The sequence below is a fragment of the Actinomadura sp. J1-007 genome (assembly GCF_009793335.1).
Classification (GTDB): domain Bacteria; phylum Actinomycetota; class Actinomycetes; order Streptosporangiales; family Streptosporangiaceae; genus Spirillospora; species Spirillospora yumaensis.
Genome location: NZ_WING01000002.1, coordinates 1,390,739 through 1,403,125, shown reverse-complemented (window position 1 = coordinate 1,403,125; position 12,387 = coordinate 1,390,739). Strand labels below are relative to the sequence as shown.

The window sequence follows — 12,387 nt, the reverse complement described above, 5'->3', positions numbered from 1 at the left end:
GCCGGGTGCGGACCCTGCTCGGCGACCTCGACACCACGTCCGGCGGCGCGATCGGCGAGGCCGCCGCGGTGCTGCTGGACGCGATCGAGGCCGGCGGGATCGTGCACGTCGCCGGGGCGGGGCACTCCCTGGCCATGGTGTGCGAGACGTTCTACCGGGCCGGGGCCTCGCCCCGGTCCGGCCGATCTGGGACCCCCGCGTCCTGCCGCTGGACGACGCGCTGCGCAGCACCCGCGCCGAGCGGGAGGCCGGGGTGGGCCGCGCGGTCGCCGAGGCCGCCGCGCCCGCGCCGCCCGACGTGGCGGTGGTCTTCTCCACCAGCGGCCGCAACCCGTACCCGGTGGAGATCGCGGAGGAGTGCGCGGCCCGGGGCGTCCCGGTGATCGCGGTGACGTCGGCGCGGGCCTCGCGGGGCGCCGCCGCGCGCACCGAGACCAGCCTCGCCGACCACGCCTCGATCGTCCTGGACACCTGCGTGCCGCCCGGCGACGTCGTGCACCCGGCGGGCGAGCCCCGCACGGCGGCGGTCTCCACGATCCTCGCCGCGTACGCGTGGGCGCGCGTGCTGGCCGACCTGGACGACCTCGCCGCCGCGCGCGGCGTAGAGCTGCCCCGCTGGACGAGCGCCAACGTGCCCGGCGGCGACGCGGTCAACCGGGAGCTGCTGGCCCGCTACCGGCACCGCGTGCCGGAGCTGTCCGCCGGCTCCTGACCCGCCGCGCGGTGCCGGTGCGCCGCATGAGGCGCGCTCGGGCGGGCATGGCGTCGGTATGAGCGAGAACGAGAACGAGTCCCTGGCCCCGGAGCCGTCCGGGCCCCAGGGCCAGAGGATCGACACCGGCGCGGCGGAGGCCGGCTCGTCCGCGGCCGGCAACCCGGCCGAGCGCGAGCCCGGCCTCGGCGGGGCGCTCCCGCCCGGCGACGTCGAACGCGCCGCCGAGCGCCGCGTCGCGTCGGACCGCCGGGCGGAACGCGACGACGACCGCGACCGCGACTCCTCCGCCCGCACCCGCGCGTCGGAGGACGCCGGCGACGCGGACGACCGCGAGGAAGGCCGCGAGCGGCGGGACGGGCGGGACCGCGACGGAGGCCGGATCCGCGGCGAGGATCTGACCACCGGGTTCCCGTCGGCGCCGGTGCCGCAGCGGAAGGCGTCGGGCCAGCACGGCCAGGCCGAGGGCCCCCAGGTGGAGCCCGGCGGGGAGTGAGTCCGGCCATACGCTGACAGGGGCGCGGATATGGCATGATGCGGGCACATTCGCCGCCACGTCTGGGAGTGAGATGACCACCGACCCCGTCAAGGACGACCTTCACACCGTGTTCTCGCGGGCCGACCTCGGCGGTGACGACAGGCTCGACCTGATGGAGTTCACGATGGCCCTGGAGAGCCTCGGGCTGTCGTGGACGCGGGCCGAGACGCAGGACCGGTTCGAGCGCGCCGACCTCAACCGGGACGGGTTCATCTCCTACGCCGAGTTCCGCACGCTGCTGGACGCGCGGGACTGACGCGCCAGGCGGGCCGGTGCGGCCCGGTGCGGCGCGCGCGGGGCCCTTGCCGGGCGCGGTGAACGGGGTTATCGTCCGGGCACCCTCGTGACCCGGAAGGCACGGTGAGCCTCCCATGGCCCTGCTGTCCGCGCGCTGGCTCTCGGCCCTCGTACCGGGCCTCGTCTCGGCCCTCGCCTCGTTCGCCCTGGTCGGAACGGCGCCCGCCGGCGCGGACGTGCGGGCCCCGGCGGCCGAGGTCGCGGTGGAGGTGCTGCCGCAGCACACGCTGTTCCGGCCGAAGGACCTCGGCGGCGTCCGCCATCCCGTCATCGTGTGGGGGAACGGCACGTTCGCGATCCCCCTCGTCTACGCCGGGCTGCTCCACCACTGGGCGAGCCAGGGGTTCATCGTCGCGGCGGCCAACACGCCGATGTCGGGCTCGGCCAAGGAGATGCGCGCGGGCATCGACCTGCTCGCCGCGCGGGACGCCGATCCGAAGAGCCCGTACCACGGGCGGGTCGACCTGCGGCACATCGCCGCGACGGGCCACTCGCAGGGCGGCGCCGGCGCGGTCAACGCGGCGGCCGACCCGCGCGTGACGACGGTCGTGCCGATCGAGCCGGCGGACGCCGATGTGCGGGTCCTGCGGACGCCCGCGCTGTTCCTCGCGGGGCAGGGCGACCACATCGTCCCGCCCGCCGACGTCCGCGCGATGTACGAGGCCGCCGGGCACGTCCCCGCCGTCTACGGCGAGCTGCGCGGCGCCGGGCACCTCACCCCGCTCGGCGACGGCGGCGCCTTCCGCGACGTGGCGACCGCGTGGATGCGGGCGCTGCTGATGGACGACGCGCAGGCCCGCGCGCGGTTCTTCGGCCCGGACTGCGGCTACTGCTCCGACCCCGCGTTCTCGGCCTTCCTGCGCAACCCGCGCACATGACCCCGGACGCGGCCCCGGGCGGACCGTGCCGCGCGGGGCCGGACGCGGTCAGACGGCGCGGCCCCGCAGCTCGCGGTAGCGGCGGACGAGCGCGGCGGTGGACGGGTCGGGCAGCTCCGCCGGGGGCTCCGCGGAGGTGAGGGCGGGCGTCAGGTCGTTCGCCATCACCTTGCCCAGCTCGACGCCCCACTGGTCGAAGGAGTCGATGCCCCAGATGGTGCCCTCGACGAACACGATGTGCTCGTAGAGGGCGACGAGCTGGCCGAGCACCGCCGGGGTGAGCTTGCGCGCGAGGATCGTGCTGGTGGGCCGGTTGCCCGGCATCAGCTTGTGCGGGACGACCGCCGCGGGCGTCCCCTCGGCGGCGATCTCCTCGGCGGTCTTGCCGAACGCCAGCGCGGAGGTCTGCGCGAACAGGTTGGCCGCGAGCAGGTCGTGCATCCCGGGCCCGTCCGCCGCCGCGTCCTCGAACGGCTCGGCGAAGCCGATGAAGTCGCTCGGCACCAGGCGCGTGCCCTGGTGCAGGAGCTGGTAGAAGGCGTGCTGGCCGTTGGTGCCCGGCTCGCCCCAGAAGATCTCGCCGGTCTGCGCGACGACCGGCGCGCCGTCGGCCCGCACCGACTTGCCGTTCGACTCCATCGTGAGCTGCTGGAGGTAGGCGGGGAACCGCGCGAGGCGCTGGCTGTACGGCAGGACGGCCCGGGTCTGCGCGCCGAAGAAGTCGGTGTACCAGACGCCGAGCAGGCCCATCAGCACCGGCATGTTCGCCGCGAACGGCGCGGTGCGGAAGTGCTCGTCGATCTCGCGGAACCCGGCGAGCATCTCCCGGAACCGCTCCCCGCCGATCGCGATCATCAGGGAGAGCCCGATCGCGCCGTCGAAGGAGTAGCGCCCGCCGACCCAGTCCCAGAAGCCGAACATGTTGGCGGTGTCGATGCCGAAGTCCGCGACCCGCCCGGCGTTGGTGGACACCGCGACGAAGTGCCGCGACACCGCGGCCTCGTCGCCGAGCCGCTCGACCAGCCACCGGCGCGCGACCTTGGCGTTGGTCAGCGTCTCCAGCGTCCCGAACGTCTTGGAGCTGATGACGAACAGCGTCCGCGCGGGGTCGAGCCCGGCGAGCGTGCCGGTGATGTCGGCCGGGTCCACGTTGGAGACGAACCGGCACGAGATCCCGGCGTCGGCGTAGTCGCGCAGCGCCTCGTACGCCATGGCGGGCCCGAGGTCCGAGCCGCCGATGCCGATGTTGACGACGGTCCTGATCGGCTCGCCGGTGAAGCCCTTCCACTCGCCCTCGCGGACCCGTTCGGCGAACACGGCCATCCGGTCGAGGACGGCGTGCACGTCGGCGGCGACGTCCTGCCCGTCCACGGTCAGCGCCTCGCCCGGCGGCAGCCGCAGGGCGGTGTGCAGGACGGCGCGGTCCTCGCTGGCGTTGATGTGCTCGCCGGAGAACATCGCGTCGATCCGCTCGCGCAGCCCGGCCCGCTCGGCCAGCGCGACGAGCAGCTCCAGGGTCTCCCCCGTGACGCGGTGCTTGGAGTAGTCGAGGTGGAGCCCCCCGGCGGTCACGGTCATGCGGTCGGCCCGCCCGGGGTCCTCCGCGAACAGGTCCCGCAGGTGCCGCCCCGCCATCGCCGTCTGGTGACCGGCCAGCGCCGCCCACTCGGGCGCCTCGGTGATATCAGCCATTGCCCCTCATACCCCTCATCTCCTCGCCCGCCGCCGCTCGCCGTGCCGCGCGAGCGCCGGCGGCTCCCCCGTCCGCGTTGTCCGTCCGCGTCGTCGTCCGACGACAGGCGATCATAGGCGCGCCGCGGCTTCCTCCACCAAAGCTCCCCGCAGAACGGGAGTGTTCCCGTTCCGGGCCGGGACATCCGGACGGCCCGGGAGCGATCGCGCCGCACGGCCGCGCGCCGGCCCGGACGCCGTGCGGATCCGCGGCCCGCGACGCGGAGTCCCCCTTAGCGCGCCGCGACGGAAATGTTCACCCCATTCGGCAGTGCGGTTGGGATACCGGAACGGAAGGCGCTTCTACCTTTTCCGCCCTTGAAGCTCTCCGAGGACATCGGCGACCATTCTCGTGCGACCCCCGATGAATGGCGGAGGTCCGCACCGGACCACCCCTTCCGTGCGCCTGGCCAGGCACGACCGCACGGTGGTCCGGGCGGTCCCGCGCCGGGAATTCGTGACCGCGAGGCCGGTCCGGACCGGCCGGCGGCATTCCGAACGACTTTCCGCACAAATCCGACAATTCACCGGGAAAGGCGCAGAGCCGCGGCCGCCGGCGTCCACTCGATCCCTTCCGAACGGCGAGGAGAGACATGTCCGAGCAGCAGACCCGCGAGCAGGTCATCACCACCGGCTACCAGCGAGACGTCGCCGCGTGGTGGGACAACCGGAGGAGGGACCGCGTCAACCTCGCCCTCGGCGAGGTCGACGGCCTGTACCACCACCACTACGGGCTCGGCTCGTACGACCCCGCCGTCCTGGAGGGCTCGGGCGCCGCCCGGGACGAGCGGATCATCGCGGAGATGCACCGGCTGGAGACCGCGCAGGCCGACCTCGTCCTCGACGAGCTCGGCGCGGTCGGGGCGGACGACCGGCTGCTCGACGCGGGGTCCGGGCGCGGCGGCACGAGCATCATGGCGGCCGAGCGGTTCGGCTGCGAGGTCGACGGGGTGTCGATCTCGGAGTACCAGGTCGGCTTCGCCAACGAGCGGGCCGCCGAGCGGGGCCGCTCCGACCGGGTCCGGTTCCACTTCCGCAACATGCTCGACACCGGCTTCCCGTCCGCCGCGTTCCAGGGCGTCTGGACGAACGAGACGACGATGTACGTCGACCTGTTCGACCTGTACCGGGAGTTCGCGCGGCTGCTGCGGCCCGGCGGGCGCTACGTGTGCGTCACCGGCTGCTACAACGATGTCACCGGCCGGTCGGAGTCGGTCCGCCGCATCAACGAGCACTACCTGTGCGACATCCACCCGCGCGGCCGCTACTTCGAGGCGCTCGCCGGCAACGGGCTCGTCCCGTCCAAGGTCATCGACCTCACGCCGATGACCATCCCGTACTGGGAGCTGCGCGAGCAGTCCCCCGTCGCGACGGGCATCGAGGGGCCGTTCCTCACCGCCTACCGCGAGGGCAGCTTCCACTACCTGCTGATCGTCGCCGACCGCCCCTAGCCGGAGCGCGCCGCCCCGCGCCGCCCCGCCGTGGCCGTCAGGCGCGGCCGGGGCGGCGCGGGGGCGGGGCGGTGGAGGCGCGGACCACCAGCTCCGGCTCCGGCTCGCTGACGACCTCGTGCGGGGGGCGGTCGCCGCCGAGCTGGCGGAGCAGGGCGGCGACCGAGCGCCGGCCCAGCTCGCGCAGCGGCATGCGGACGACCGTGAGCGGCGGGGTCAGGTGCGGGGCGAAGAACACGTCGTGCACGGCGACGATCGACAGGTCGTCCGGCACGCGCAGGCCCTGCGCGCGGGCGCCGCTCATCGCCCCCACGGCCGCGAGCACGTTGCTGACGACCGCGCCCGTCGCCGAGCCCGGCTCCAGGCCCCGCATCGCCCGCTCGCCGTCGCCGGTGGTGTGGCCGCCGCGCACCTGCGGGCCCTCGGGGAGGCCCGCCTCGGCGAGGGCCCGGCGCCAGCCCCGGGTGCGGGCCGCCGAGCGGGCCTTCGGCGTGCCGAGGTGCAGGTGCGCGATCGCGGTGTGCCCGAGCTCGGCCAGGTGCCGGGTCGCCAGGTAGGTGGCGGCCTCGTCGTCGAGGCCGACGCTGCCGACCTCGCCGCGGGTGCGGTCGTTGACCAGCAGCAGCGGCAGCCGGGTCGAGGCGATCTGGGCGACCGCGGCGTCCGAGCCGCCGGGGCCGCGCTGGAGCATCAGCCCGTCGATCCGGTTGCCGCGCACGAGCCGTTCGAACGTCCGCCCGGTGCGCGCGAGCTCGTCGGCGTCGGCGAGCAGCAGCGCGTACCCGGCCGCGCTCGCCTCGGCCTGCGCCCCGGCGAGGATCTCGCTGTAGACGGGGTTGCTGGTGTCGTGCACGGCCATGCCGAGGATGCCGACCTCGGAGCGGCGCAGCGCGCGGGCGACCTCGTTGGGCGTGTAGCGCAGCTCGGCCGCGACGGCGAGGACGCGCTGGCGGGTCTCCTCGCGGATCCGCAGCTTCTCGTCGCCGCGCAGCAGGCGGGAGACCACCGCCGGGCTGACGCCCGCCTCGCGGGCGACGTCGCTCAGCTTCGCGCGGCCGCGGGCGGGCCGCGCGGGGCCGACGGGTTGACAGGGGTCGGGCATGGCTGCGAGCGTACGGCATCGGTAAATCGTTTTACCGATCTGCGATCCACCTGCCTGCGAGGAGGGCCGATGATGGACTCCGCCGTACCGGACGCGCCCCGTCCGGACGAGCCGCGCCGCACCGCGCCGCGCACGGGACCGGCGGTGGCGAGGTGACCGAGCTGCGGGGAATGGCCTGGGAGCACGCGCGCGGCATCGGCTGCCTGCGCGCGGTGTCGGCCGCGTACACCGAGCGGTTCCCCGGCGTGACGATCACCTGGGACTCGCGGTCGCTCGCGGAGTTCGAGGACGTCCCGGTCGCCGAGCTGGCCGCCCGCTACGACCTGGTCGCGATGGACCACCCGTACGTCGGGCAGGCGCACGCGACGTCCGCGCTGATCCCGCTGGACCGGCTGCTGCCCGCGTCCGTGCTGGCCGCGCAGGGCGCGTCGTCCGCCGGGCCGAGCCACGCCAGCTACACGTGGGCGGGGGCCAGTGGGCGCTGGCGATGGACGCGGCGGCGCAGGTGTCGGCGTACCGGCCCGACCTGCTGGACGAGCTCGGCTGGAACGCCCCGCCGCGTTCGTGGGACGCCGTGGCCGCGCTGATGGAGGAGATGGCGGCCGGAGGGCGGCGGGCGCTCTTCCCGGCGAACCCGACGCACCTGATGTGCTCGCTGCTCACCCTGTGCGCGCAGGAGGCCGGGCCGGACGGCTGGCTCGGGCCGGACGGCCTGGACCGCGACGTGGCCGTTCCGGCGCTCGAACGGCTGCTGCGCCTGCTCGACCTCGCCGACCCGTCCTCGCTGGACGCCGACCCGATCGGCGTCCTGGAGCGGATGGGCGCGCCGGGCGGGGACGCGGGCGGCGGCGCGGGCGCCGCGGTGGCGTACGCGCCGATCGTGTTCGGCTACGTGAACTACGCGCGGGCGGAGCCGGGGCGGCGGGCCGTGCGGTTCGCCGGGATCCCGTCCCCGGACGGCGAGCCCGCCGGGTCGCTGCTGGGCGGGGTCGGCCTCGCGGTGTCGGCGCGGAGCCGGGCGCCGGAGGAGGCGGCGCGGTTCGCCGCGCACGTCGTCGGCGCGGAGGTCCAGCGGGGCGAGTACGTGCGGGCGGGCGGCCAGCCGGGCAACCGCGCCGCGTGGACGGACCCGGACGTGGACGCGGTCAACGGCGGGTTCTTCTCCGCGACGCTGCCGACGGTGGACCGGGCGTACGTCCGGCCGCGCGACCCGGCGTACCCGCTCGTGCACCGGCGGGCCGGGGAGGAGCTGCACCGGCTCGTCCGGAACGGCGCGGGCGCGGCCGAGCTGGCGGCGCGGGCGAGCGAGGTGTGCGCGGCGACGTACGCGGAGCGCGGCCGATGACCGCGCTCGCCGGACTGGTCGCGCGGGCGCACCGGGCGTTCGCGCCGCACCCGGCCGTGCTGGACGGCGCCGGGGGACGGCCGGTGCGCTTCTCGGAGCTGGGCGCGCGGGCCCGTTCGGCGGCGGGCGCGCTCGCGCGGCTCGGGCTGCGGCCGGGCGACCGGGTGCTGATCGCGCTCGACAACCGCGCCGAGACGCTGCCGCTCGAACACGGCGTCTGGCTCGGCGGGTTCGTCCGCGTCGCGGTCGGGTCGCGGCTGCATCCGCGCGAGATCGCCGAGATCGCCGCGGACTGCGCGGCGTCGGTGGTCGTGTGCGAACGGACCGCCGCGGGCGCGCTCCCCGGCGGCGTCCGCGCCGTCACGCCGGGGCCGGAGCTGGACGCCCTGTTCAACGGGCCGGACGAGTACGAACCGCCCGGGGTGTCCCCGGACGATCTGGCCGCGCTGATGTACACCTCGGGCAGCACGGGGCGGCCGAAGGGCGCGAAGGTGACCGGCGGCGCGTGGGTCGCGATGCTCGACGCGATGTGGGCCGCGCTGCCGCCGATCGGGCCCGGCGACGTCGTCCTGCACGCGGCCCCGATGAGCCACTTCGGCGGCTCGGTCGGGTCGGCGTACACCCTGGCGGGGGCCGCCGCGCTGCCGCTGGCCCGGTTCGACGCCGCCGAGGTGCTGGCCGCCGCCGAGCGGCACGCGGTGACGGCGATGCCGATGGTCCCGACGATGCTGGAACGGCTCACCGCCGCCGCCGTCCGCCGTCCGGAGTCGCTGCGCGCCATCGTGTACGGCGCCGCGCCGATCTCCGTCCCGGCGCAGCTCCGGGCGCGCGAGGCGTTCGGCGACGTGCTCCACCAGTTCTACGGCCTCAGCGAGGCGCTCGCCCCGCTCACGGTGCTGTCCCCGGAGGACCACGCGACCGGCGACCCCGCGGTGCTCTCGTCGGCCGGCCGCCCGGTCCCGTCCGTCCAGATCACGGTCACCGGGACGGACGGCGCGCCGCTGCCCGCCGGGGAGGTCGGCGAGATCACGGTCCGCGGGCCGCAGGTCATGCCGGGCTACTGGGCGGACGGGCCCGCGACGGCCGCGGCGCTGACCGGGGACGGCGCGTTCCGCACCGGCGACCTCGGGAGCCTCGACCGCGACGGCCGCCTGCGCCTCGCCGGGCGGCGCTCGGAGGTGGTCGTCACCGGCGGCTACAACGTCCATCCGGCCGAGGTCGAGCAGGCCATCGCGGCGCTGGAGGGCGTCGCGGAGGTCGCGGTGCTGGGCGTCCCGGACGCGGCGTGGGGCGAGACCGTCGCGGCCGTCGTGGTGCGGAGGCCGGGCGCGCCGGGCGGGCCGGTGACGGAGGACGACATCGTCCGGGCCTGCGCGGCGCGGCTCGCCGGCTACAAGAAGCCCCGCCGGATCGTGTTCGCGGACGAGCTGCCGCGCAACAGCACGGGCAAGGTCGCGAAGCGCGCGCTGCGCGACCTGTTCTGAACGGCGCGCGGGGGAACCCGCGCGCCGTGACGCACATGCCGAGACACACATGCCGAACGAGAAGGAGACGACCGTGCCGATGGCACTGGAGGGTGTGCGCATCCTCGACTTCACGCAGATGATGCTGGGCCCGTACGGCACCCAGCTCCTCGCCGACCTGGGCGCCGACGTGATCAAGGTGGAGCGGCTGGACGGCGAGTGGGAGCGGGGGCTGAACCTCCAGGGCGGCCTGGTCGGCGGCGAGCGGGGCGGCGGCGGCGACTCGGCCGCGTTCCTCGCGATGAACCGCAACAAGCGGTCGGTGGCGGTGGACCTGCGCTCGCCGGACGTCCGCGACGCACTGCTCGAACTCGCGCGGACGTGCGACGTGGTGGTGGAGAACTTCCGGCCGGGCGTGCTCGCCAAGCGCGGCCTCGGCTACGACGACTTCCGCGCCGTACGGCCCGACATCGTCTACTGCTCGGGGTCGGGCTGGGGCCAGGACACCCGGTACGCCAGGGAGAACCGGCCCGGCCAGGACCTGCTGATCCAGGCGATGTCGGGGCTGGCGGCGAACGGCGGCCGGGCCGGCGACCCGCCGACCCCGGCCGGGACCGCGGTCGTGGACGCCGCGACGGCGCTGACCCTCGCCAACGGCATCCTCGCCGCGCTCGTCGCGCGCGAGCGGCACGGCGTCGGGCAGCGCGTCGAGGTGGACCTGTTCTCCACCGCGATCTCGCTCCAGTGCCAGGAGATCTCCTCCATGGTCAACCAGGGCAGGGAGTTCTCGCGGTCGGAGGAGGGCGTCGGGCAGGCGTGGCTGGACGCGCCGTTCGGGATCTACCGCACGGCCGACGGCTGGCTGGCGGTCGCGATGGCGCCGCTGGACCTCGTCGGCCCGCTGTTCGGCGCGCCCGAGGTCGCGGAGCTGGACGCCTGGACGGACCGGGACGAGGTCAAGCGGCTGCTGGAGGCCCGTTCCGCGGCCGAGCCGACGCGGCACTGGCTGGACACGCTGCTGCCCGCCGGGGTGTGGTGCGCGCGGGTCCGCGACACCAAGGAGGCCGTGGACGAACTGCGCGCGGACGGCTCGGACCTGATCGTCAAGGCACGGCACTCGGTGGCCGGGGAGATCGAGCTGATCGGCTGCCCGATCCGGATGTCGGAGACGCCGTGGCGGATGCGGTACGCGCCGCCCGCCGTCGGCGAGCACACCGGCGAGGTGCTCGGCGAGCTGCTGCCCGCCGAGCGGATCGAGCGGCTGCGCGCGGACGGGGTGATCAGGTGACCGGCGGGACCCGCGTGCACGAGAACCTGGTCGAGACCAGGCACGACGGCGGCGTGGCCGTCCTGCGGATCGACCGCGAGAGCGCGCTCGGGGCGCTGTCGCGCGGCATGGTGGAGGCGCTCGGGGCGTACCTGGCGCGGCTGCGGGCCGACGACGGCGTGCGCGTGCTCGTCCTCACCGGGACGGGGCGCGGCTTCATCGCGGGCGCCGACGTCAACGAGTACTCGGGCGTCACCCGGACCGCGTTCGACGACTACCAGCGGCTGTCGCGGGGCGTGTTCGACGCGCTGGCGGCGCTGCCGCAGCCGACCGTCGCGGCGGTGAACGGGTACGCGCTCGGCGGCGGGTTCGAGGTCGCGCTCTGCTGCGACCTCGTCGTCGCCTCGACGGCGGCGCGGTTCGGGCTGCCGGAGATCTCGCTCGGCCTGGTGCCGGGCGGGGGCGGCACCGTCCGGCTGGCCCGCGCCGTCGGGGCGCGGGTGACGAAGGAGCTGATCCTGACCGGGCGGCGGATCAGGCCGGACGAGGCACGCGCCCTCGGCCTGCTCGCGGCCGTCACCGAGCCGGACGACCTGCTCCCCCGCGCGCTCGACCTCGCCGGGACGATCGCCCGGCAGGCGCCGCTCGCCGCGCGGGAGGGCAAGCGGCTCGTCGACGACGGCCTGGAGACGGGGCTGGCCGCCGCGCTGACCCGCGAGCAGCAGGCGCTGTCGTGGCTGTCCACGACCGAGGACGCGCGGGAGGGCGTCGCGGCGTTCCTGGAGAAGCGGGAGCCGGTGTTCCGCGGCCGCTGACGCCGCGCCGCGACCGTCCCCCGCGCGGGGAGGCGGACGGCGTGGGAACGGCGGGACCCGCCGGGCGGGGCCGTAGGGTTCGGTGGTCGGCGCGAGAGGACGGGAGCCTGAGGTGGACGAACGGCGGTTCTGGGTGGGCACGTACACCCGCGAGATGGGCGGGTCCGGGCGGGGCGTCTACCTGGTGGAGCGCGGCGCCGACGGGACGCTCGGGCGCCCCGTGCTCGCGGCGGAGGCCACCACCCCCTCCTACCTGGCCGCGCCGCCCGGCGGGAACGTGCTGTACGCGGTGGACGAGCACGGCGACGAGGTCGTGGCGTTCCGGGTCGGCGAGGGCGGCGCGCTGCGCCGGATCGGCGGTCGCCCGGTGCCCGGCTGGCCGTGCCACCTCGCCCTCCGCCCGGGGGGCGGGCGGCTGCTCGCCGCGTGCTACCGGGACGGCGCGCTCGCGGACCTGCGGCTCGGCCCGGACGGCTCGTTCGACGGCGAGCCCGAGGTGCACCAGGGCGAGGGGTCCGGGCCCGACCCGAACGGCAGGAGGGCCCGCACGTCCACGCGGCGGCGTTCGCCCCGGACGGCACGGTCCTCGCCACGGACCTCGGCGCGGACGTGCTGCGGGCGTTCCGGGACCCGGGCGGGGACGGCGCGCTGGAGCTCGTCGCCGAGGTCCCGCTCCCGCCGGGGTGCGGGCCGCGGCACCTGGTCGTCCACCCGGCGGGGCAGGTGCACGTGCTGACCGAGCTGGCCGGCACGGTGATCACGCTGCGGCCGGGCGCCGGCGGCCACGC

Annotated in this window: 12 protein-coding genes and 1 pseudogene; 11 read left to right on the top strand and 2 right to left on the bottom strand. The window is 76.0% G+C overall.

Features of this window, described 5'->3' with window-relative positions; all coding sequences use genetic code 11:
- Nucleotides 1–139: 139 nt before the first annotated feature.
- The 4 genes from GEV43_RS40405 (at nucleotide 140) to GEV43_RS40390 (ending at nucleotide 2,425) form a co-directional block, all read left to right on the top strand.
- Nucleotides 140–712: a sugar isomerase domain-containing protein gene (locus GEV43_RS40405; RefSeq protein ID WP_206681599.1), complete on the top strand. Its 573-nt coding sequence runs from the start codon at nucleotides 140–142 to the stop codon at nucleotides 710–712.
- 58 nt (nucleotides 713–770) lie between these two features.
- The gene (locus tag GEV43_RS40400; protein ID WP_160825870.1) at nucleotides 771–1,208 is read left to right on the top strand and encodes a hypothetical protein; all 438 of its coding nucleotides are present in this window, start codon (nucleotides 771–773) and stop codon (nucleotides 1,206–1,208) included.
- A 73-nt stretch (nucleotides 1,209–1,281) separates the two neighbouring features.
- A complete protein-coding gene (locus tag GEV43_RS40395; protein WP_160825869.1) occupies nucleotides 1,282–1,506 on the top strand; it encodes an EF-hand domain-containing protein in 225 nt (74 codons plus the stop codon).
- A 115-nt stretch (nucleotides 1,507–1,621) separates the two neighbouring features.
- Nucleotides 1,622–2,425 carry an alpha/beta fold hydrolase gene (locus GEV43_RS40390; protein ID WP_160825868.1) on the top strand — a complete coding sequence of 268 codons (804 nt, stop codon included), beginning with the start codon at nucleotides 1,622–1,624 and terminating at the stop codon, nucleotides 2,423–2,425.
- Nucleotides 2,426–2,473: 48 nt separating this feature from the next.
- On the opposite strand, the gene pgi is transcribed toward GEV43_RS40390, so the two are convergent.
- On the bottom strand, nucleotides 2,474–4,117 hold the full coding sequence (gene pgi / locus GEV43_RS40385) for a glucose-6-phosphate isomerase (protein WP_160825867.1): 1,644 nt from the start codon (nucleotides 4,115–4,117) through the stop codon (nucleotides 2,474–2,476).
- 632 nt (nucleotides 4,118–4,749) lie between these two features.
- Between pgi and GEV43_RS40380 the strand changes: the two genes are divergently transcribed.
- Nucleotides 4,750–5,607: a geranyl diphosphate 2-C-methyltransferase gene (locus GEV43_RS40380; RefSeq protein WP_160825866.1), complete on the top strand. Its 858-nt coding sequence runs from the start codon at nucleotides 4,750–4,752 to the stop codon at nucleotides 5,605–5,607.
- A gap of 37 nt (nucleotides 5,608–5,644) precedes the next feature.
- Here the strand turns inward: GEV43_RS40380 and GEV43_RS40375 are convergent, their stop codons facing one another.
- Nucleotides 5,645–6,709: a LacI family DNA-binding transcriptional regulator gene (locus GEV43_RS40375; protein WP_160825865.1), complete on the bottom strand. Its 1,065-nt coding sequence runs from the start codon at nucleotides 6,707–6,709 to the stop codon at nucleotides 5,645–5,647.
- A 152-nt stretch (nucleotides 6,710–6,861) separates the two neighbouring features.
- Between GEV43_RS40375 and GEV43_RS40370 the strand changes: the two genes are divergently transcribed.
- The 6 genes and pseudogenes from GEV43_RS40370 to GEV43_RS56715 form a co-directional block, all read left to right on the top strand.
- Entirely contained in the window at nucleotides 6,862–7,296 is a 435-nt protein-coding gene (locus GEV43_RS40370; protein WP_160825864.1) for a hypothetical protein, read from the top strand.
- Complete coding sequence (locus GEV43_RS40365) at nucleotides 7,197–8,054, top strand: extracellular solute-binding protein (RefSeq protein WP_160825863.1); 858 nt, start codon at nucleotides 7,197–7,199, stop codon at nucleotides 8,052–8,054. The genes GEV43_RS40370 and GEV43_RS40365 overlap by 100 nt, the downstream gene beginning before the upstream one ends.
- Nucleotides 8,051–9,538: a class I adenylate-forming enzyme family protein gene (locus tag GEV43_RS40360; RefSeq protein WP_160825862.1), complete on the top strand. Its 1,488-nt coding sequence runs from the start codon at nucleotides 8,051–8,053 to the stop codon at nucleotides 9,536–9,538. The genes GEV43_RS40365 and GEV43_RS40360 overlap by 4 nt, the downstream gene beginning before the upstream one ends.
- 49 nt (nucleotides 9,539–9,587) lie before the next feature.
- Nucleotides 9,588–10,805 carry a CaiB/BaiF CoA-transferase family protein gene (locus GEV43_RS40355; RefSeq protein ID WP_160825861.1) on the top strand — a complete coding sequence of 406 codons (1,218 nt, stop codon included), beginning with the start codon at nucleotides 9,588–9,590 and terminating at the stop codon, nucleotides 10,803–10,805.
- A complete protein-coding gene (locus tag GEV43_RS40350) occupies nucleotides 10,802–11,599 on the top strand; it encodes an enoyl-CoA hydratase/isomerase family protein (RefSeq protein WP_160825860.1) in 798 nt (265 codons plus the stop codon). Before GEV43_RS40355 ends, GEV43_RS40350 begins: the two co-directional genes overlap by 4 nt.
- A 154-nt stretch (nucleotides 11,600–11,753) precedes the next feature.
- A pseudogene (locus tag GEV43_RS56715) lies at nucleotides 11,754–12,307 on the top strand (lactonase family protein); the annotation flags it as partial.
- Nucleotides 12,308–12,387: the final 80 nt, after the last annotated feature.

What these genes read in the sequence shown, in the direction of transcription:
- GEV43_RS40380 (WP_160825866.1), top strand. Translation starts at nt 4,750, where the DNA reads ATGTCCGAGCAGCAGACCCGCGAGCAGGTCATCACCACCGGCTACCAG.
- GEV43_RS40395 (WP_160825869.1), top strand. Translation starts at nt 1,282, where the DNA reads ATGACCACCGACCCCGTCAAGGACGACCTTCACACCGTGTTCTCGCGG.
- pgi (WP_160825867.1), bottom strand. Translation starts at nt 4,117, where the DNA reads ATGGCTGATATCACCGAGGCGCCCGAGTGGGCGGCGCTGGCCGGTCAC.
- GEV43_RS40360 (WP_160825862.1), top strand. Translation starts at nt 8,051, where the DNA reads ATGACCGCGCTCGCCGGACTGGTCGCGCGGGCGCACCGGGCGTTCGCG.
- GEV43_RS40390 (WP_160825868.1), top strand. Translation starts at nt 1,622, where the DNA reads ATGGCCCTGCTGTCCGCGCGCTGGCTCTCGGCCCTCGTACCGGGCCTC.
- GEV43_RS40375 (WP_160825865.1), bottom strand. Translation starts at nt 6,709, where the DNA reads ATGCCCGACCCCTGTCAACCCGTCGGCCCCGCGCGGCCCGCCCGCGGC.
- GEV43_RS40365 (WP_160825863.1), top strand. Translation starts at nt 7,197, where the DNA reads ATGGACGCGGCGGCGCAGGTGTCGGCGTACCGGCCCGACCTGCTGGAC.
- GEV43_RS40355 (WP_160825861.1), top strand. Translation starts at nt 9,588, where the DNA reads ATGCCGAACGAGAAGGAGACGACCGTGCCGATGGCACTGGAGGGTGTG.
- GEV43_RS40400 (WP_160825870.1), top strand. Translation starts at nt 771, where the DNA reads ATGAGCGAGAACGAGAACGAGTCCCTGGCCCCGGAGCCGTCCGGGCCC.